The organism is Kitasatospora sp. NPDC041917, assembly GCF_055589745.1.
Map to the genome: position 1 here is coordinate 24,416 of NZ_JBVJBI010000049.1, position 19,213 is coordinate 43,628.

21 protein-coding genes are annotated in these 19,213 nt (G+C 72.2%); 10 read left to right on the top strand and 11 right to left on the bottom strand.

The window, feature by feature from the left end; translation table 11 throughout:
• Positions 1-116: 116 nt before the first annotated feature.
• Both ACZ6EM_RS35290 and ACZ6EM_RS35295 read left to right on the top strand, forming a co-directional pair.
• On the top strand, positions 117-1,112 hold the full coding sequence (locus tag ACZ6EM_RS35290) for a VldE C-terminal domain-containing protein (RefSeq protein ID WP_465774207.1): 996 nt from the start codon (positions 117-119) through the stop codon (positions 1,110-1,112).
• Positions 1,113-1,416: 304 nt separating this feature from the next.
• The gene (locus ACZ6EM_RS35295; protein WP_452178007.1) at positions 1,417-2,217 is read left to right on the top strand and encodes a hypothetical protein; all 801 of its coding nucleotides are present in this window, start codon (positions 1,417-1,419) and stop codon (positions 2,215-2,217) included.
• A gap of 81 nt (positions 2,218-2,298) precedes the next feature.
• Here the strand turns inward: ACZ6EM_RS35295 and dapC are convergent, their stop codons facing one another.
• Together dapC and fdxA are read right to left on the bottom strand one after the other, a co-directional pair.
• The gene (gene dapC / locus ACZ6EM_RS35300; protein ID WP_465774195.1) at positions 2,299-3,447 is read right to left on the bottom strand and encodes a succinyldiaminopimelate transaminase; all 1,149 of its coding nucleotides are present in this window, start codon (positions 3,445-3,447) and stop codon (positions 2,299-2,301) included.
• A gap of 20 nt (positions 3,448-3,467) precedes the next feature.
• Complete coding sequence (gene fdxA / locus ACZ6EM_RS35305) at positions 3,468-3,794, bottom strand: ferredoxin (protein ID WP_030061559.1); 327 nt, start codon at positions 3,792-3,794, stop codon at positions 3,468-3,470.
• A 130-nt stretch (positions 3,795-3,924) separates the two neighbouring features.
• Between fdxA and ACZ6EM_RS35310 the strand changes: the two genes are divergently transcribed.
• Together ACZ6EM_RS35310 and ACZ6EM_RS35315 are read left to right on the top strand one after the other, a co-directional pair.
• Positions 3,925-4,938, top strand: a complete 1,014-nt coding sequence (locus ACZ6EM_RS35310) for a GNAT family N-acetyltransferase (RefSeq protein WP_465774196.1) — start codon at positions 3,925-3,927, stop codon at positions 4,936-4,938.
• A 49-nt stretch (positions 4,939-4,987) separates the two neighbouring features.
• Positions 4,988-5,896 (top strand): transglutaminase family protein, encoded by a 909-nt coding sequence (locus ACZ6EM_RS35315; protein WP_380539898.1) that lies wholly within the window; start codon positions 4,988-4,990, stop codon positions 5,894-5,896.
• Positions 5,897-5,905: 9 nt separating this feature from the next.
• Here ACZ6EM_RS35315 and ACZ6EM_RS35320 read toward each other — a convergent pair whose 3' ends face one another.
• Positions 5,906-6,544 carry a response regulator gene (locus ACZ6EM_RS35320; RefSeq protein ID WP_452178005.1) on the bottom strand — a complete coding sequence of 213 codons (639 nt, stop codon included), beginning with the start codon at positions 6,542-6,544 and terminating at the stop codon, positions 5,906-5,908.
• Positions 6,545-7,425: 881 nt separating this feature from the next.
• Here ACZ6EM_RS35320 and ACZ6EM_RS35325 point away from each other — a divergent pair.
• Positions 7,426-7,671 (top strand): GntR family transcriptional regulator, encoded by a 246-nt coding sequence (locus ACZ6EM_RS35325; protein WP_452178004.1) that lies wholly within the window; start codon positions 7,426-7,428, stop codon positions 7,669-7,671.
• Positions 7,672-7,770: 99 nt separating this feature from the next.
• On the opposite strand, the gene ACZ6EM_RS35330 is transcribed toward ACZ6EM_RS35325, so the two are convergent.
• From ACZ6EM_RS35330 to ACZ6EM_RS35345, 4 genes are all read right to left on the bottom strand, one after another.
• Positions 7,771-8,085, bottom strand: a complete 315-nt coding sequence (locus tag ACZ6EM_RS35330; protein WP_401055507.1) for a DUF6087 family protein — start codon at positions 8,083-8,085, stop codon at positions 7,771-7,773.
• Between the two features lie 21 nt (positions 8,086-8,106).
• Entirely contained in the window at positions 8,107-8,298 is a 192-nt protein-coding gene (locus ACZ6EM_RS35335) for a hypothetical protein (protein WP_401055506.1), read from the bottom strand.
• Positions 8,299-8,398: 100 nt separating this feature from the next.
• On the bottom strand, positions 8,399-9,259 hold the full coding sequence (locus ACZ6EM_RS35340; RefSeq protein WP_465774197.1) for a JmjC domain-containing protein: 861 nt from the start codon (positions 9,257-9,259) through the stop codon (positions 8,399-8,401).
• An 85-nt stretch (positions 9,260-9,344) separates the two neighbouring features.
• On the bottom strand, positions 9,345-9,584 hold the full coding sequence (locus ACZ6EM_RS35345) for a hypothetical protein (RefSeq protein ID WP_465774198.1): 240 nt from the start codon (positions 9,582-9,584) through the stop codon (positions 9,345-9,347).
• A gap of 496 nt (positions 9,585-10,080) precedes the next feature.
• On the opposite strand from ACZ6EM_RS35345, the gene ACZ6EM_RS35350 reads away from it, so the two are divergent.
• Positions 10,081-10,809 (top strand): DUF5919 domain-containing protein, encoded by a 729-nt coding sequence (locus ACZ6EM_RS35350; RefSeq protein WP_465774199.1) that lies wholly within the window; start codon positions 10,081-10,083, stop codon positions 10,807-10,809.
• 1,120 nt (positions 10,810-11,929) lie between these two features.
• Here ACZ6EM_RS35350 and ACZ6EM_RS35355 read toward each other — a convergent pair.
• Together ACZ6EM_RS35355 and ACZ6EM_RS35360 are read right to left on the bottom strand one after the other, a co-directional pair.
• Positions 11,930-12,376 (bottom strand): HNH endonuclease, encoded by a 447-nt coding sequence (locus ACZ6EM_RS35355; RefSeq protein ID WP_465774200.1) that lies wholly within the window; start codon positions 12,374-12,376, stop codon positions 11,930-11,932.
• A 321-nt stretch (positions 12,377-12,697) separates the two neighbouring features.
• The gene (locus ACZ6EM_RS35360; RefSeq protein WP_452178000.1) at positions 12,698-13,234 is read right to left on the bottom strand and encodes a recombinase family protein; all 537 of its coding nucleotides are present in this window, start codon (positions 13,232-13,234) and stop codon (positions 12,698-12,700) included.
• Between the two features lie 292 nt (positions 13,235-13,526).
• Here ACZ6EM_RS35360 and ACZ6EM_RS35365 point away from each other — a divergent pair, with 292 nt between their 5' ends.
• Positions 13,527-14,468 (top strand): MerR family transcriptional regulator, encoded by a 942-nt coding sequence (locus tag ACZ6EM_RS35365; protein WP_401050358.1) that lies wholly within the window; start codon positions 13,527-13,529, stop codon positions 14,466-14,468.
• Entirely contained in the window at positions 14,465-14,956 is a 492-nt protein-coding gene (locus ACZ6EM_RS35370) for a GNAT family N-acetyltransferase (protein WP_380539892.1), read from the top strand. Before ACZ6EM_RS35365 ends, ACZ6EM_RS35370 begins: the two co-directional genes overlap by 4 nt.
• A gap of 123 nt (positions 14,957-15,079) precedes the next feature.
• On the opposite strand, the gene ACZ6EM_RS35375 is transcribed toward ACZ6EM_RS35370, so the two are convergent.
• Positions 15,080-15,400, bottom strand: a complete 321-nt coding sequence (locus ACZ6EM_RS35375; RefSeq protein ID WP_387694237.1) for a hypothetical protein — start codon at positions 15,398-15,400, stop codon at positions 15,080-15,082.
• Positions 15,397-16,971 (bottom strand): murein biosynthesis integral membrane protein MurJ, encoded by a 1,575-nt coding sequence (gene murJ, locus ACZ6EM_RS35380; RefSeq protein WP_452177997.1) that lies wholly within the window; start codon positions 16,969-16,971, stop codon positions 15,397-15,399. The genes ACZ6EM_RS35375 and murJ overlap by 4 nt, the downstream gene beginning before the upstream one ends.
• Before the next feature lie 146 nt (positions 16,972-17,117).
• Between murJ and ACZ6EM_RS35385 the strand changes: the two genes are divergently transcribed.
• Positions 17,118-17,792, top strand: coding sequence for a response regulator transcription factor (locus ACZ6EM_RS35385; protein WP_380539886.1), 675 nt, complete (start codon positions 17,118-17,120; stop codon positions 17,790-17,792).
• A complete protein-coding gene (locus tag ACZ6EM_RS35390) occupies positions 17,786-19,207 on the top strand; it encodes a sensor histidine kinase (protein ID WP_465774201.1) in 1,422 nt (473 codons plus the stop codon). The genes ACZ6EM_RS35385 and ACZ6EM_RS35390 overlap by 7 nt, the downstream gene beginning before the upstream one ends.
• Positions 19,208-19,213 lie beyond the last annotated feature (6 nt).

The following is a 19,213-nucleotide window of genomic DNA, read 5'->3' on the forward strand; positions in this document are numbered from 1 at the left end:
TGTCGGATCAAGGAGCAGGCGCGAGAGGGGCGACGGTGGCCAGGAGAAGGAGCAGCGAGGAGCTGGGCGACGAAGAGGAGCCCACTCGCCGCCGCGGGCCGCTGCGCGCCCTGCTGATGGTGATCGTCGGGCTGCTCGGCCTGGCCCTGGTCGCCGGTCTGGCCGTGGTCGGGATCTGGTGGTTCGGCTTCAAGCCGGGCGCGTCCGAGGAGTGCACGGTGAAGACCGCGGCGGGCAGCGGCACGCTGGAGCTGCCGCAGGCCGCCAACGCCGCGACGATCGCCGCGGTGGCGCGCTCGCGCGGGCTGCCGGACCGGGCCACCACGATCTCGCTGGCGACGGCCATGCAGGAGTCCAAGTTGCGCAACCTGGCGGGCGGCGACCGGGACTCGATCGGCCTCTTCCAGCAGCGGCCGTCGATGGGCTGGGGTACCCCGGCGCAGATCTCGGACCCGGTGTACGCGACCAACAAGTTCCTGGACGGCCTGGTCAAGGTCCCCGGCTACACCCGGATGCCGCTGACCGACGCCGCGCAGACGGTGCAGAAGAGCGGCTACCCGCAGGCCTACGCCAAGCACGAGACCAAGGCGACCCTGCTCACCTCGGCGCTGGCCGGCCGGGAGCCCGCCTCGTTCTCCTGCGTGGTGCACGACTACGCCAAGCCGGATCCGGCGGACTCCGCCTCCGCCTCCGCCTCCCCGGGCGCGACGCCGGGCGCCACCGCGACCCCGGCCGCGGCGCCGGACCGGGCCCAGGTGCTGTCCGACCGGGTGCGCCGGGAGTTCGGCCGCACGGTGACGCCGGCCACCGGCTACACCTCGACCGTCAAGGGCGCCGAGAACGCCGTCTCGCTGACCCCGGACCCGGCCACCGCCGCGCTGACCTCCTCCTCGGACGCGGGGGCGGACGGCGGGGTGGTCGCCGAGCGGGCGAGCGGCTGGGAGGTCGCCCACTGGGCGGTCGCCCAGGCCCAGCAGCTGGGCATCGCGACGGTCGCCTACGACGGGAAGATCTGGCGCAAGTCCAAGTCCGAGGACGGCTGGCAGAGCCAGACCTCGGGCACCTCGACCAAGCTCGTCCAGGTCACTCTGGCCCCGGCCGACAAGGGCTGACGCACTGGTGTTCGGGTTGCCGCCGGTCGGGTGATTCCGGTCAACCCCGGTGGACCGACCCCCTGTTCCGGCGAACCGGGATGGAGAACCGTCACTGCCCTTGGCCGGGGCCGGTTCGGCGACGTCCGGCCGGGCCCGGCGGACACCCCTGTCGTGGTCGTACGATCCGATGATCGGCCAGGAAGCTTCCTTGCACCGGCCGAAACCTTCTGGCTTCTCAAGCGGTAACAACGTCGTCCGCCCGATCGGCCACACCCGGCCCCCGGGGCGGACGGGACGGACCCAGACCCCTTCGAGGAGCCCCATGTCTCACCCCCTCACGCGCCGGATCGCCCAGGCCGCGCTCGTCGTGGCCGCCGGAGCGACCCCGCTGCTCGCCGCCGGCTCCGCGTCCGCCCTGGGCGGAGACGCCCTGCTGCCCAAGAGCGACCTCGCGGCACCGCTGGGCCAGCTGACCAACACCGACACCGGTTCCACCCTCCAGCACACCACCCACCAGCTCGGCCAGGCCGCCGGCACCACCGGTGCGGCCACCGTCGCCGCAGGCGTACCGGCCTCCGCCGACGCCGCCGGCAACATCGTCGCCCAGCAGCTGCCCGAGGCCAACGAGAAGGCCGGCTCGCTGACCGCCCCGGTCGACCAGACCGCCGCGACGGCCGGCCAGCTCTCCTCGGTCACCCCGAAGGTCACCTCGGCCCTGGCCGGCAAGCTCGGCGAGGCCGTCACCGGCAAGAGCACGGCCACCCGCAGCGCCACCGCCGGCACCGGCCCGCTCGACGGGCTCACGTCGGGCCCGGTCACCCAGACCCTGCCGGCCGCCGGGACCCTCACCGGCGCCGTCCCCGGCGGCACCGCCGTCGCCGACGCCCTGCCCGTCGGCGCGGTGCAGCGCGCGCTGCCGCTCGGCTCCGTCGAGCAGACCCTGCCGGCCGACCTGCCCGCCACCGACGTGCTCGGCCTGGCCGAGCACGGGTCGGCCAACCGCCTCGGCGGTGCCGACCTCGGCTCGAACAGCCCGCTGTCCGGCCTGACCGGCGCACTCGGCCCGCTCGGCGGCCTGCTGGGCAGCCTCAACGGCGGCGGCCTCAACGGCCTGCCGCTGTAACCCCCGCCTCCGCGGAGAACCCCGAAGGGGGCCGGTGTCCGTGACACCGGCCCCCTTCGCCGTACGGTCGTCCGGGTGCGGTCAGCGCGCCGCGCCCAGCCGCTCCACGGCCGCGGCGACCCGCTCGTCGGTCGCCGTGAACGCGACCCGCACGAAGCGGTCGCCGGCCGGCCCGTAGAAGTCGCCGGGCGCCACCAGGATGCCCAGCCCGGCCAGTTCGGCCACCGTCTCCCAGCACGGGCGGTCCTGGGTCGCCCACAGGTAGAGGCTCGCCTCGGAGTGCTCGATCCGGAAGCCGTACGCCTCCAGCGCCGCCCGCAGGGCCGAACGCCGGGCCGCGTACCGCTCGCGCTGCTCGGTCACGTGCGCGTCGTCCGCGAGCGCGGCGACCGTCGCCGCCTGGACCGGCGCGGGCACGATCAGGCCGCCGTGCTTGCGCACCTCCAACAGCTCCTTGACCACCACCGGGTCGCCCGCCACGAAGGAGGCGCGGTAGCCGGCCAGGTTGGAGCGCTTGGAGAGCGAGTGCACGGCCAGCAGGCCCTCGTGGCCGTCGCCGCAGACGTCCGGGTGCAGGACCGAGACCGGGTCGGCCTCCCAGCCCAGCTCCAGGTAGCACTCGTCGCTGACCAGCAGTGCCCCGTGCTCCCGGGCCCACTCGACGGCGCGGCGCAGCTCGTCCGCGCCCAGCACCCGGCCGGTCGGGTTGGACGGCGAGTTCACCCAGAGCAGGCGCACCCGGGAGCCGTCCAGCTCGTCCACCGAGTCGTACTCGACCGGCTCGGCGCCGCACAGCCGGGCGCCCACCTCGTAGGTCGGGTAGGCCAGGCGCGGGTAGGCGACCTGGTCTCCGGGGCCGAGGCCGAGCTGGGTCGGCAGCCAGGCCACCAACTCCTTGGAGCCGACGGTCGGCAGCACGGCCTGCGGGCCGAGCCGCGCGCCGAGCCGGCGGTGCAGCCAGCCGGCGATCGCCTCGCGCAGCTCCAGCGGGCCCCAGACGGTCGGGTAGCCGGGGGTGTCGGTGTGCGCGGCCAGCGCCTTCTGGACGACCTCGGGGACCGGGTCCACCGGGGTGCCGACGGAGAAGTCGCAGAGCCCGCCCGGGTGGGCCAGGGCGGTCGCCTTGTACGGTTCCAGCTTGTCCCAGGGAAAGACCGGGAGCTTGTCCGAAACGCGACGCGCCGCCCCCGGGTGGCCCGGGAACGGCGCGCGCGTGCTGTTGGTGCTCACAGCTGTTCTGCCACCGATCGTCAGTGGTCGGCGTTCTGCGGCGGCAGAGCGGCGATGAACGGGTGGTCACGCTCGATCAGGCCGAGCTTCGAGGCGCCACCGGGCGAACCCAGGTCGTCGAAGAACTCGACGTTCGCCTTGTAGTAGTCCTTCCACTCCTCCGGAGTGTCGTCCTCGTAGAAGATCGCCTCGACCGGGCAGACCGGCTCGCACGCGCCACAGTCGACACACTCATCCGGGTGGATGTAGAGCGATCGCTCGCCCTCGTAGATGCAGTCAACCGGGCACTCTTCGATGCACGCCTTGTCCTTCACGTCGACACAAGGCTGCGCGATGACGTAGGTCACGCTGTCGTTCCTCCTCGGAAGGGCCTGGTGGCCCGTTCTGTTCTGCTGCCGTGCGCGGTGAGCGCGGCGTCGTCGATGCCCGCCCCTAGTATCGCGGGTCGGAGACCGCAAATGCACAGGAGGTGGCCAGATGGCGACGGTCAACCCGGTCGGCGACCGTCCGGAGGTCCGGATAGATCGCTCTGACGTGGGACGACGCGTGTCGGTCCGACGCCTCGCGGAGTTCGTGGACGACCGGCCGGTGTTCCGGGATTCGATCGGCGTGCTCACATCGTGGGACGATCATGGGCTGACGATCGCCCCGCGTTCCGGCGATCCGGTGCACTTGCCGGAGAAGCTGCTGGTCGCAGGCAAGGTCGTGCCGCCGTTTCCGGTTCGGCGGGCCACGTTGCCGGTCACCGCGCCGGTCGAACTGCAGCGGATCGCGGGCCGCGGCTGGCCGGCCGTCGAGCAGGAGCCGCTCGGCGAGTGGACGCTGCGCGCCGCCGCCGGGTTCACCCGGCGGGCCAACTCCGTCCAGGCGCTCGGGGACCCAGGGCTGCCGCTGCCTCGGGCGCTGGCGGCCGTCCGCGCCTGGTACGCGGCGCGCGGGCTGCCCGCGTACGTCGAGGTGATCTCCCCCGGCTCGCCGACCGCGCTGGTCGCCGAACTCGACCGGCTCGGCGCCGGGTACGCGCCCACCCTGGTCCGCACCGCCCCGCTGGCCGTGCTCGCCCGGGTCGGCACCGGGCACGAGAGGGTCCGGCTGGCGCGGACCGCGGACGACCGGTGGCTGTCGGCGTACCGGCGGGTGAGCGGCGACCCGGCCGTCGAGGAGGCCGCCCGGCAGGTGCTGCACGGCGGGCCCTCCGTCTGGTTCGCCACCGTGCCGGGCGCCCCCGGGCAACCCCCGCCGGCGATCGGACGCTGCGTCGTCGAAGGGGACTGGGCCTGCTTCGGCGCGATCGAGGTCCAGCCGTACGCCCGGCGGGCCGGGCTGGCGACGGCGGTCATGGCGGTGCTCGCCTCGCGCGCGGCCGAGGAGGGGGCGAGCGGCGGGTACCTCCAGGTCGAGGCGGAGAACGCGGGGGCGATCGCGCTCTATGACGGACTCGGCTTCACGACCAGTCACACTTACCACTACGCCCTTCTTCCCCAGGGGTAGCCGCCAGGCCGTACCGTCCGACCGATCACCCGACCGTCCGTCCGCCACCTTGTCCGTCCGCCGTACGAAAGCCGTCGCCGTCACCGTGACCGAGCAGAGCAGAGACCGCTTCCGGACCGCCGCCCGCGCCGAGCAGCCCGACCCGGTGCTGCTGTGCCTGCTCGCCGCCGCCGAGCACGGCATGGTGCCCGACCCCGGCGACCCCGGCGAGCCGCCCGGCGTGGACGCACTGCTCGCCGCCTGCGAGGCCGCGCTGGAGCGGCACGCGGCAGCCGTCCGGCAGGCCGTCGCCGAGCGGGCGCCCACCGGGCCGGAGGAGACGGCCGCCCTGCTCGCCGCGGTGCTCGGCGGACGGGAGCGATTCCACGGACGGCAGTCGGACTACCGGCGCCTGGAGTCCTCGCTGCTGCCCGAGGTGCTGCGGCGGCGGCGCGGACTGCCGATCACGCTCTCCCTGGTGTGGACGGCGGTCGGGCGGCGCGCCGGACTGACCGTCCACGGCATCGCGCTGCCCGGCCACTTCATCGTCGCGGTGGGCGGCCCGGCGGGCGGCGAGGACTACGTCCTGGCCGACCCGTTCCACGGCGGTCGGCTGCTCGACCCGGAGGACGTCGAACGGCTGGTCGCCGCCGCCGGGCAGGAGTTCACCCCCGCCCTGCTCACCCCGGCCCAGCCGCTGGAGATCGTGCTGCGGGTGCTCGGCAACATCCGGGTCTGGGCCGCCGACCGCCCCGAGCACGCCCGCACCCAGCTGTGGGCCACCGAACTCTCCCTGCTGCTGCCCCGGCACCCGGCCCAGCTGCGCCTGGAACGGGCCGAACTCCTCGTCCGCACCGGGGACTTCCTCGGCGGATCGGCGGAGATGGACGCCTACGCGCAGATCCTGGACACCTTCGACCCGGACACCGCCGCCAAGGTCCGCCAGGAGGCCCGGGCGGCCCGGCACCGGCTCAACTGACCCTCCCGCCTACAGCCAGCCCTTCTCGCGGGCGATCCGCACCGCCTCGGTACGGTTGCGGGCCCCGGTCTTCTGGATCGCCATCGACAGGTAGTTGCGCACCGTCCCCTCGGACAGGTGCAGCCGCCGGGCGATGTCCGCGTTCACCGCGCCGTCGGCGGCCGCGCCCAGCACGTCCCGCTCGCGCGGGGTCAGCGGGTTGGCGCCCTCCGCCAGCGCGGCGGCGGCCAGCACCGGATCGATCACCCGCTCGCCGCGCAGCACCCGGCGGATCGCCTCCGCCAGCTCGGCGGCCGGCGCGTCCTTCACCAGGAAGGCGTCCGCGCCCGACTCCATCGCCCGGCGCAGGTAGCCGGGCCGGCCGAAGGTCGTCGCGATGACCACCTTCGTCCCGGGCGCCCGGCCGCGCAGCTCGGCGGCCGCCTCGATGCCCGTCATCCCCGGCATCTCGATGTCCAGCACGGCGACCTGCACGTCGTTCGCGAGCACCGCCGCCACCACCTCGTCCCCGCGGCCGACCTGCGCGACGACGTCGATGTCCCCCTCCAGCCCGAGCAGCGCGGCCAGCGCCTCCCGGACCATCCCCTGGTCCTCGGCGAGGAGGACTCTTACACATTGTACGGGCGTCTCTGACGCGTCGTCGTCCATATGACCAGCCTAGACAGCACGAAGCCCCGCCCGGAGAGGATCCGGACGGGGCGCTGTGGGGGTCTTACTCGGGGCGGCTCGGCGAGCACGCCCACGCGGAGTACCCGGGGCCGCTCGCGACTTCGCGGTAGCTCACCAGGGCTGGGCTGGTGGCTTCCCGCTTGCACCGGGTGCAGTAGATCGGGCCGACGCGCGGCCAGTCTTCACCGAGGGCGTTCGCGTGGTTGTTCCGGTGGAACGGGTCGAGCACGCAGGGGAAGTCCGGGCGCGGAGGAGGGCGCCGCACGTGGGCTTCGCGGTGGTTGCCGGGGTCATCACGCCACCGCCCTTGCGAGGGTGTGCGCGCCCGGGTAGGTGTATCCGGGGTCGGGCAGCCCCTCGGCAACCGCGCGCAGAGCTTCGCGTCGGTCGTACTGGCGCTGCATTTCGTCCAGACCAGCCCGCCGTGCTTCGTGGTCGATGTGTGGGCGGACCAACGGGCCCATGTGCAGGCGGTCCGACTTGGGCTGGTTCGCGGGCTCCGGGGTCGGCATGGGGGCGCTTGGTTCACGGTGGGGGAAGGCGGGGGTTCGACGGGTGTACACCAGGACGGGACAGGGGGCACCTGCCCGGCGGCGGCCCCGCGGCGCGGCCTCGCCGGTGAGCCAGAGTGCCAGGATCGTTGCCCCGGACAGGCAGCCGGCGGCGGCGGTGAACCAGCTCCGGAATGTAAGGTCTGACGTGTCGTGCAGCTCCTCGAAAGCTGTTCGGCGTTGCCCCCGACAGCCGGTCCTAAGCGGCGGTCGGGGGTTCTTTCGTGATCGACGGTACTCAACCTGTCCATACCTGTCCATGGCCATCCCGGGCTATGCCCGGCTGGCCCTCGCGACTACCGTCAGGGGGTGTTTGAGTTCAGCCCGTCCCGCCCGAAGTGGGAACAGATCGCAGAGATCGTCACCGCCAGAATTGCCGCCGGCGAGCTCCGACCCGACGACAAGCTGTCCGAGGTGGAGTTGTCTGCGGAATTCGGCGTGGACCGAAAGACCGTGCGGAAGGCGATTGCCTCACTGCGGGATGCCCACCTGGTGGTCACCCGTACCGGCATGGGCAGCTTCGTGACCCACCAGGAAGTACGCGGGGACGAGTAGGCCCCGCGCTACCGGAGTTCACCAGCGGAGCGGGGCGGTGAGGCGCGGGTAAACGTCGGAACGTCCGGACAGCGATCGTTCACGTCCCGGCCGCCGAACTTACTGGTCGAGCGGCTTACGGTGTCGGCCACTGCCCTTCCGAAGCAGCGAAACCGGTGTGTCCTCTTGCGGGTCCGCGAACCCGACCTCCCGCCGCACGATCACTGGATAGGCATCCGCATAAGTGCTGGCGACGCCCACCGGCTGCCACGCCGCACCGTCCCACTCCACAACCATGCGCGGAGCGTCCTCGAACAGGCCGCCGCGCCGGACAGTCGGGTCAAGGGTCAGCGCATCCCGTGTGCCCGGCGGCCGCTCGCGGTTGGCGCGAGCGTCGTACCACTCGGTCACGGTTTCGTCGTCGGGTTCGAGCACGGCTGGCCCTCTCGCTCGGCGTCAATCCGAGGTTAGCGGCCCGTCCGGTCGAGTGGAGCCCGGCCAACCCAAAAGCCCGAGCGGCGCCCGGTCGCGCAACGCATCGGCGTACGCGGTCGAGTCGTCGAACTCCCGGAAATGGGTGATCGGGTCCTGCGCGGCGTAGAGCATGGCGAGGGCGCAGCACAGGCAGAAGTCCTGTCCGGTCTCCACGTCCCGCAGATTCGCGTAGTGCTGACAACCGGACCACTGGCACCGCCTACGGTGCCTTCCGACGGCTCTCCGTCCCGCCATGCTCCGATGGTCCACCGTTCTACTTGGGTTCCTGACCGAGCACGGAGAGTCGCTGTGCCGAGCGGAGCCGCAGCGCGGTCTTGCTGGTCGGCAGTTCCGCCAGCGAGTCACCGAACAGCTTCACCAGGTTGCCGGCCAGCGCGGCGAAATCCTGCCCACCGAGGTTCGGCGGCAGCGCATCCCGCAGTTCCTCGCTGTCCTCGCACAGCTCCCAGAGTTTGCGCAACGCCCAGTGTTTCGTGAGGAGTTGAACGCCGAAGGTGATGTGCAGGCTGTGCTCCTCGGCGCTCTGCCCGGCGTGCACCCACCCGCGCGGGATGAACAGCACCTGCCCGGCCCGCAGCGTGACCGAGAAGTCCGGAGCGGTCGCCGCGAACCGGAGCTTGTCCTCCGGGTCGAACCCGATCTTCGACCAGTTGTGATGCTCCAGCGGGTTCACGAACGTCGGGGCGAACAGCCGCCACTCCTTCGCACCCTCGGCCTGTGCGATGAAGACGTGATGGCAGTCCCAGTGCCACCCGAACCCCTGCGCCTTCCCGGCCGGGGTGAGGTAGAAGTTCCCCGTCACGGGGTGGCCGAGCATGGACGACAGTTCCTTGCAGAACTTCATGATCGGCGGGTAGGACCGGTGCAGGCCGTTGAGAACCAGGGTGTCCGTCGGGTGGTCGGCGGACGGCCGCTCGGCGGTCAGCACACCGTCGCGGACCATGCCGAACCCTCCCGGTCGGATATCCGGATCGGCCAGGATCTCGCGGGCTGCCTGCCTGGTCGCGAGCTGTTGCAGGTCCGCCGTGTCACGGTCGTACACCGCGGGCGCCGAGGGCCACGCGGTGCGGAAGGCGTCCGGGTCGGTGACCAGCCTTGAAAGTGCAGTCTGCATGGTGGCGCTCCCTTCTCGTAGGGTGGGAAGGGGCGACCGCCCCAGTTGAGTTGGGGCGGTCGCCTCCCACTCACTTGCTGGTGCGTCAGGCGCCGATCAGGTGGTCGTACTGGCCGGACACGAAGGCGTTGCGCAGCTTGCGCAGCTCACCGGGGGTGCCGGTGATCACGGCGCCGTCGTTGTTGATGTTGGCGAGCGCCACCAGGCCGTTACCGGCGTCGGCGACCGCGAAGCACTCCACCTTGTCGTCCAGGTGGGAGTACGACGCCACCGACCAGTCCAGGCCGGGGTGCGACGCCGGGTCGAACTCCACGGGCTTGCTCATGTGCGTTTCTCCTCTTGTCAGCGAGCACGGCGGGCGCCATGCCCGTTGGTAGTGCCACCGCTACACCACGGGGCGTAGCGGGTAGTGCCCCGCTTCGGGGCCGGGTAGGTATCAGCAGCCCCGAAGTGGGAGTCCTGAGCCCGCCCCGGCCACAGGGGTTGGCGTTGTGGCCAGGACGGCAGCTCAAAGCCGGCGAGCGGTCACACGACCGCTTCGACCAGCGCGTCGATTCCCGCCGCCGGAGCGAAGGTTGTACACCTGACGGCCCACAGGACCCGCCGGGAGTCGCGCTCCTCGGCCTTGCCCCTGTCGCACGTCTTCGGCGTGGCCGTTCTCCACTTGGGCGGGTGGACTTCCTCGATGCACCACCGATCCTGGGCTCTCGGACGGGCCAAAGCACCCCCATACCCGAGACATGAGGGCGGTGTACGCGCTAGCGTCCCAGAAGGCCCAAACGTCCGGGGGATGACTCTTGAACATCGCTCTCCGACAAGGTATGGCGAACGCGAAGCTCACTCCGAGCCAACTGGCGACCCGCGTAGGCGTCACACCTAAGACCGTGGAACGCTGGCTATCGAACGCCGCGTTAGTACCGCACCAGAAGAACCGCAACGATGTGTGCGCAGCCCTGGGGGTTGATGAGCAAGTGATCTGGCCCAACACCGTCCGGGCGAACATCAAGACCGGCCACGACCGAGAGGTGTTCGCCGCCTATCCGTACCGATCAACCTGCCCAACGCCGGTTTGGGGTCAGCTGATTGGCAATGCTGTAGATGACATCTTCCTGGCCGGATACACGAACTACTTCGTGTGGCTGGAGCAGCCAGCGCTACACCAGACACTGCGACGCAAGGCCGAGGCCGGGTGTCGCGTCCGGTTCCTGCTGGGTGACCCCGAGTCTGAGACCACACGGCAGCGGGAGCGCATCGAAGGCGTGGCGCTGACCGTCTCGACCCGGATTCGAATCACCCTGGAGCACCTGGAAAAGCTCTCCGGCGTCGAAGGTGTCGAAGCCCGATTCAGCACACCCGATGACGGACCCAACCACGTAAGCCTCTCGGTCTTCCGTTTCGATCACGACGCCCTGGTAACCCCACATCTGGCACGGGTGGTTGGGCATGACTCCCCGATGATGCACCTCCGCCGATCGCAGGACGGCGGAATGTTCGATCGGTTTGCCGAGCACGCAGAAGAACTGTGGGAGCGCGGCGTCCCTACTCGCTGACCAAAAGCAAATGGGCCCGCCCTGCCCTCTGCGAGTGAGGACAGGGCGGGGCTGATTTGTTCCGCACAAATGCCTTGAACGGCCACGCGAGAGTTTTCCCTCCCTGCCGGTCAGGGTCAGGAGGAGAGGGAGTCACCCCCTGGGTAAAACCGCAGGTCAGAGCCCTGCAATTGGGCTTGGCTCGCTCAGCAGCCCAACCGCCCGACTGGTGAACGGCCGTCGCTCGGTTGTGACACTGCGTACACAGCGGCCGAAGCCGATGCGGAGCGTCAGGGCCTTCGACGCCTCGGGCGAGCAGCGAGCGGCGCGACTCCGGGTGGCGGTCGGCGATCACAGCCGGCCGCCCGCACAGCAGGCACCAGGGGTGCGCGTAGATGTAGGCGCGCCGAACCCGAGCCCACTTCCAGGAGTCGTAGCCGCGCTCCGCCGCACTGCCTCGCTGCTGCTCGGCCTCGCGCTGGTGCTGCGGGCAGCGACCACCACGGGCAGTCAGCTCGGGGCACCCCGGGACGGAGCACGGGGGGCGGGGTCGACGGGGCACGGGGCGCCCCCTCAATCCTGGGATGATCTTGGCGCGTAGGCCCCGGAACGCGCCGAGCCGTCGTGGCGGTGGGGCGTTGCCTGTGCGGGATGGCCTTGGCGCCTAGGCCCCGGAACCGCGGCAAGTCATGCCCTCGCGTGCCGCCACCGACAAGGAAGCCCGGGGGTTCAGCCAAGCGCCCGTTCGGACCGTGCGCGGCGAAGTGTGTGACTGGCAGGTAATCAGAATGGGATGAAACGGATGAAATGGTGTCCCGCGCTCTGTTGCCACGCTTCGGCGCACGTCACGGCGAAGCACGCGACCGCTGAACGGGTGAATTCTGGGGGCTCAGCGCGCTGGCGTACGACGTCGGCCGCCTGGGGAGCCCAACGTGAGTCCGCAAGGAACCGCGCGGAGTCTTTGGGGGCACCATGATTGAAGGCATGGACCGACAGGCAGGCAGCACGAAGCGACCTCCACAATTCGAACTCCGTTGGGGTGGGCTCCACTTGACCATCCAGCGCATCCCCGCGTGGCTCATCACGGCAGTCACAGCAGGCGGCGGAACCCTCGCGGCCTTGCTGGCACGGAAGTAGCAACTCAGGGGCTCACGGCGAACGCCCCGAAGTCCCTTGCGGTCTTCCCTCGGTGACAGGTGCGACACAGCGACCGCACGTTGTCGTCGGTGTCCTCGCCTCCGAGGGCGAGCGGCGCCCGGTGGTCAACGTCGACCAGCGCCGCGGGGAAGTCTCCGCCGCACACCCCGGAGCCCGCTCGGTCGACCTGCCGTCGAAGTCGCTCCGCCCCACTGTGGCGCCGCGCCACCAGGGCGAGCAGCCGACGGCGGGCCCGGACACTCGGACGGGCTTCGTAGGCCGCGTGGTGGGCCTCGCAGCGTCCTCGGCGAGTCGGAGGTTCGGTGCAGTCGATACAGCGCACGGCGCCCCCTCGGTGGTCGTACGAGTCGGCCAGTTGCAACCTTCCGAAGATGACCCATTTCATGGAACGAGTCATCCGGCGTAGGTTGCAGCCCGGCTCTGTGCCCATCCCGAGACTCGAACTCGGGAAGTCCGCGGCCGGTACCCCGTAGGGCCTCGACCGCGTGCCCCTGCCATTGGGGTTGTGGGCTGGTGGTCGTCCTCGCCGACTCACGGCCGGTCCGGACACGGTGGGGACTGCACGCGCTTACGACCCCTTTCGGCCCGTCCTGGCGGACGGGGTTACTCATAGGCGGTGCAGCCCCCGCACCCTGCCGCACGACTCCGGCGGCCACCCCCGAGAGGGTGCGTGGTGCACGGGCAGGGTTGCTGTAGGGGCAGGCACTCAGACCGCCGGTTCCCGTCGGTGGGGTGCGCGGTAATCCCGCCCCTACTGTGATGGAAGGCGCAACGAATTCCCGCGGCGTCGGCCGGGACTGTTGGTCCGCGCGCGACGGCATTCCTTTGGCCGCCGGTGTCTGATCCGGGCTGAGGAAGCGGTCCCGCGAAACCTGGTAGCCCATGGGGCCCGGCCCGCAACCCACAGACCGCCGTCCCGCTGTTCCTCCTTGGTGTCCCTGACCCGGCGCGACAGGGTCTCGCTGTACTCCCGCGCCTCTTCCGCCCGGTTGATGATCCAACGCCTATCCCGCGGCTCGTTGGAGTCGAGCCCGTCCATGTCGAAGATCACCCGGACCTTGCCGATGACCTTCAACAGGTCCTCGGCTCCCTTACGGCTGAACCGGTCGACCGCGTACGCCCACAGCGCGGGTACAACCCCGCCCGCGAGTGCCTTCAAGGCCCGGTCGAAGTCCGCCCGTTCCACGTCCTTGAAGCCGCTCGCAATGTCCTTCCAGACCTTCCGCACGGCGTAGCCCTCGCGGTGCGCGCGGCGGTGCCCCTGCTCCTCCTGGGCGTCCGTGCTCAACTCCTGCCGACCCCCGAACCAGCTTCGACTTACGGCAGTACAGGTCGATGCTCTGCGCCTCCGGCTTACCGCACAGGACACATATGTAGGTGTCGCTGTCTTGCATGGTGGTGCTCCAACTGACCGTTTCCGCTGGTCACAGCATGTTATGCATGTGTCCATGCCTCCTCGGCCAGCAGCACGCGGATCGAGGCCCCGTTGTCAGTGTCGTTCATGGCCACGACCTCAGGGCGTGCCCGGCGACGGCGACGGGCTTGTGTCTCCGGTAAGGGGAGGGTCCAGAGTGAGGCCCATGGACGGCAGCGACACGCTCTACTCGATCGGCGAGCTCGCCCGGCGCACCGGACTCACCGTCAAGGCCATCCGGTTCTACGCCGACACCGGCCTGGTGCCGCCCACCGACCGCACCGCGGCCGGCTACCGGCGGTACGACGTCCACGCGCTCGCCCGGCTGGACCTCGTCCGCACCCTGCGCGAACTCGGGCTCGACCTGCCCGCGATCCGCCGGGTGCTGGAGCGGGAGGCCCCGCTGCGGGAGGTCGCCGCCGCGCACGCCGGGGCGCTGGAGGTGCAGATCCGCACCCTCCGGCTGCGCCGGGCGGTGCTGCTCGCCGTCGCCCAACGCGGTTCCACACCCGAGGAGATGAGACTCATGCACAAGCTCGCCGCACTCTCCGACGCCGAACGCCGGCGCCTGATCCACGACTTCGTCGACGAGGTCTTCGGCGGCCTGGACGCCAACCCGGAGTTCGTCGCCATGATGCGCTCGGCCATGCCCGAACTGCCCGACGAGCCACGGGCGGAGCAGGTCGAGGCCTGGGTGGAACTGGGCGAACTCGTCCAGGACCCGGGCTTCCGCGCGGCGGTGCGCCGGATGGCCGAGCACCAGGCCGCCGAGCGCGCCGACGGGGACCGCACCGGCCTGCACGTCGAGCTCACCGGGACGGTGACCTCCCTGGTCCGGACCGCACTGGCGGCCGGCGTCGCCCCCGCCTCCCCCGAGGCCGACCCCGTCGTCGCCGCCCTCGCCGCCGCCTACGCCGAGGCCTTCGGCCGCCCGGACGACACCGCGCTGCGGCGGTGGCTGCTCGACCGCCTCGGGACGGCCGACGATCCCAGGGCCGAGCGCTACTGGCGGCTGATGGCGACCGTCAACGGCTGGCCGGTGCCGGAGAACCTGCGGGACGTATTCGAGTGGTTCACCGGGGCCCTCCGGGCCAGACTGTCGGGATGATCACCCTGGAACCGCTGCGCCCCGACCACGCCGAGGACCTGCTCGACTTCGAACGCGCCAACCGCGCCCACTTCGCCCGCAGCGTCCCGGACCGCGGTGACGACTACTTCACCGGGTTCGCGGACCGCCACGCCGCCCTCCTCGCCGAACAGGCCGCGGGCACCTGCCGGTTCCACGTCGTCCGCGACGCGGCCGGCGAGCTGGTCGGCCGCGTCAACCTCGTCGACCTCGCCGACGGCGGCGCCGAGATCGGCTACCGGGTGGCCGAGTCCGCCGCCGGCCGCGGCGTCGCCACCGCCGCCGTCGCCGAGGCGTGCCGGCTCGCCGCCACCGGGTACGGACTGCGCTTCCTCACCGCCGTCACCACCCGCGACAACCCCGCCTCGCAGGCCGTCCTCGCCCGGAACGGCTTCGCGTTCCGGCACGAGTTCCTCCTCGGCGACCGCCCCGCCCTCGCCTACCGCCGCGACCTGGCCGACCTCGGCTGAGGCACGCCGGCGGGCGGACCCGGCAGTCCGGCGGGCAGGGCGACCGGCCGAAGGGCCCGTGCCGCGCCGGGGACGGCGTGCGGGTCGAAGCCGAGCACGAGAACGGTGGGCACGAAAGGACGCTCACCCCGGCCGCCCGGGTTCCCCGCGCAGGAAGCGGGCCGCGTCGGCGAGGGTGAGCTTGGGATCGCTCCAGGAGCAGACCTCCAGCCAGGAGAGCCGGCCGTCCTCGGCGAAGAGCAGGATCTCGCCGTCGGAGCCGATCGCCGCCTCGGCCACCACGTCCGAGCGGGCGCCGTCCGCGACGCCGGCGAAGAGGGCCGTGCTGCAGCCGCACCGGCAGCGGGACTCCACGCGCAGGTGCGGGACCTGGGCGCGCAGGGGGTGGCCCTCGGGGAGGAGGACGTCGAGGACGCGGGCGACATCGGTGGGAAGGAGAGTCATGGGCGTCTGCGCAATCGTGTGGTGAGGGCCGACAGTTCGGCGACCCGCAGAAGGCGGGCGAGCAGGAGGTAGCCGACGGCGAGGGTGGCGGCGGCCGGCGCCAGGCCGTACCGCGCGGTCCACCAGGCCGCGGTGGCGGCCGGGAGGGCGGCGAGCAGCAGCCTGGCGTGGTCGCCCAGGACCCGCACCGGGCCGAGGCGTCGTCGCAGCAGCAGGGAGGCGCCCAGAACGGTCAGCAGGAACGAGCCCCCGTAGCAGCCGGCCATCCCGGTGACGGCCCAGCGCAGCGGCAGCAGCCGGTGGCAGAGCACCGCCCCCAGGGCCGTGGCGGCGACCGGCAGCAGGTTGAGCAGGAAGGGCGTGCGGCTGTCGCCCAGCGCGTAGAAGGCGCGGGTCAGCGCGTACGAGGCCGAGTAGAGGACCAGGCCGGGCGCGAAGGCGGTCAGCATTCCGGCGATGGCCCGGACGTCGGCGGGGTCGGTGCTCCCGTGCCCGAAGGCGAGCGCGCACAGCTGCGGCGCGAGGACCGCCAACCCGCAGGCCGCGGGGACGGTGACCACCGCGATGGTGCGCACGGTCCGGGCGAGCAGCGCCCGCACGGCCCGCGGGGAGTCGGCGGACGCGCTGAGCGCGGGCACCGCCGCCGTCACCAACGACACCGTGACCACCCCGTGCGGCACGATCCACAGCAGGTACGCGCTGCTGTAGGCGGTGTACCCGACGCCCGGCAGTCCGGCCGCGGCGGCCTGCGCGCCGACCGAGGTCGACAGCCTGGTGACCACCCAGTAGCCCGCCTGGTCGGCGAGCACCAGCAGCAGCGTCCACCCGGCGGCGCGCAGCGGCTCGCCGAGCCCCGCCCGCCGCCAGTCCCAGCGCGGCCGCAGCCGTACCCCGGCCGCCCGCAGGCAGGGCAGCAGCACCAGGCCCTGGGCCACCACCCCGGCCGTCGTCCCGGCCCCGAGCACGGTCAGGTCCCGCTCGTCGAAGGAGCGGTGGCCGACGAAGGCACCGAACACCCCGATCACCACCAGGTTGTTGAGCACCGGCGCCCACGCCATCGGCGCGAACCGCCGCCGGGCGTTGAGGAGTTGACCGAGCACCGTGAACAGCCCGTAGAAGAACACCTGCGGCAGGCACAGGTACGCCAGCAGCACCGTCCGGTCCAACTGGGCACCGTCGTACGAGGTGTAGGCCCGCACCACGTACGGCGCGCCGGGCACCACGACCGCCGTCAGCACCAGCAGGGCGACCACCAGCACCGTCACCAGCCGGTCGACGTGCGCCGCCCCGCCGTCCGCCGACTCCTTGGCGGCGCGCACCAGGTGGGGCACCAGCGCGGTGTTCAGCGCACCGCCGATCAGCAGCACGAACAGGATGTTGGGCACCGTGTTGGCCACGTTGTACCCGTCCGCGAGCAGCCCCGAGCCGAGGACCGCCACCAGCAGCGCCGAGCGGACGAAGCCGGTGGCCCGGGAGACCACCGTCCCGGCCGCCATCACCAGGCCGGGCGGGAGCGCACGGCGCGGCCTGCGGTGCCGGACGGGCACCGCGGGGCCTTCCAGAACACTCATCCGCCGGTCCCTCCCGCTCCGAGCAGCGCCGACCCGGACGGATCGGCGAACCCGGCGAGAGCATGCTCCGGCTCCCCTGAAGCGAGGCTGAGAAAGCTGAAGGCGGCTTAAGGAACGGATCCGGCGCCGATGGCATCCTGATCCGCATGGAGATTCTGGTGGTGGAGGACGACGCCCAGGTCGCGGCGGCCGTACGGCGCGGTCTGGAGGCGGAGGGCTACACCGTCGACCTCGCCCCGGACGGTCTCACCGGCCTGCGGCTGGCCCAGCGGCACGCCTACCGGGCGATCGTGCTCGACATCATGCTGCCCGGCCTGAACGGCTACAAGGTGTGCGAGGCGCTGCGCGTCGACGGCGTCACCACCCCGATCCTGATGCTGACCGCCAAGGACGGCGAGTACGACGAGGCCGAGGGCCTGGACACCGGCGCCGACGACTACCTCACCAAGCCGTTCTCCTACCTGGTCTTCCTGGCCCGGCTCCGTGCCCTGCTCCGCCGCAGCCAGACCCCGGGCCCGCTGCTGCGGGTCGGCGACCTCTGGCTGGACCCGGCGGGCCGCCGCTGCGGCCGGGGCGGCGCCGAGATCACCCTCACCGAGCGGGAGTTCGCCGTCCTGCGCTGCCTGGCCGAGCATCCCGGCGAGGTGCTCTCCAAGCGCCGGATCGTCGACGAGGTGTGGGACATCGCCTTCGACGGCGAGGAGTCCATCGTCGAGGTGTACGTCAGCATGCTGCGCCGCAAGGTGGACACCCCGTTCGGCGTCCGCTCGATCACCACGGTGCGCGGCGCCGGCTACCGACTGGAGACCGCACCGTGCTGAGCCGTCTCTCCACCCGCCTGCGCACCTCGCTGGCGGCCGGACTGACCGCGCTGCTGCTGCTCGGCGGCGGCGCCTGGTGGCTGCGCGGCCACCTGTACGACGCCCAGCTGGAGGCCGCCCAGGCGGAGGCCACGTCGCAGTCCCACGATCTCAGCAACGGCTACAAGCTCGGCCAGCAGCTGGTGGACAACTGGAGGCTGCCGTACGTGGTGCTGGGCGGCGACGGCCAGGTGCTGTTCATGGGCGGCACGCTGACCACCCAGCACCTGGTCGGGCCCCCGCCCGCCTCCGTGCCGCACCTGGCCCGGGACGACTGGCGGTCCGTCCAGCGGATCACCATCGGCCCCGCGGGCACGGCCGCGGCCAACCGCTACTCGGGACGCACCTTCACCGCGATGGGCAGCTGGAGCCCCCTGCTGCGCAAGGACGGCGACCAGACGAAGCCGATGGCCGGCCCGTTCACGGTGTACGTGCTGGTCACCCCGTTCGCCGCCGAGGCCTCGCTGCACACCATCGACCCGGTGCTGCGGCTGGGCGTGCCGGCCGCCGCACTGCTGGTCGCGCTGGTGGCCTGGGCGGCGACCAGCCGGGCGCTGCGCCCGGTGGAGGCGATCCGCGCCGGGCTGGCCGAGATCGGCGAGCACCGGCTGGACCGCCGCGTCCCGGTGCCGCGCGCCGGCGACGAGCTCACCCGGATGGCCCGGACCACCAACGCCACCCTGGACCGGCTGGAGCGCTCCGCCGTGCAGCAGCAGCGCTTCGTCGCGGACGCCTCGCACGAGTTGCGCAGCCCGATCGCCGCGCTGCGCACCAATCTGGAGGTGTCGCTGGCGCACCCCGAGCGCACCGACTGGCCGGCCACCACCCGGGAGGCGCTCACCTCGGTCGAGCGGCTCCAGCAGCTCACCGAGGACCTGCTGTTCCTGGCCCGGGACTCGCACCCGGCGTCGGCCGGCCGGCTCACCGACGTCGACCTGTCCGCCGTGCTGCGCGAACTCGCCGACCAGTACCGCCCGGTCGTCGGCGCCCGGCTCGCCCTGCGGGTGGACGCGCCCGAAGCGGTGCTGGTGCGCGGCAGCCGCATCCGGCTGCACCGGCTGGTGCGCAACCTGCTGGACAACGCCCAGCGGCACGCGGCCGCCGAGGTGGTGCTGTCCGTGCGGCACACCGTGCACGGCTGTGTCCTGGAGGTCCGGGACGACGGCCCGGGCGTGCCGCCGGAGGACCGCGAGCGGATCTTCGAGCCGTTCACCCGGCTCGACGAGGCCCGCAGCCGGGACGCCGGCGGCAGCGGTCTGGGCCTGGCCATCTCGGCGGACATCGCGACCCGGCACGGCGGCACCCTGCGGGTCGCCCACGCCCCGCACGGCGCCCGCTTCGTGCTGGAACTGCCGTCGGCCGGACGGGACTCCTAGTCCGGG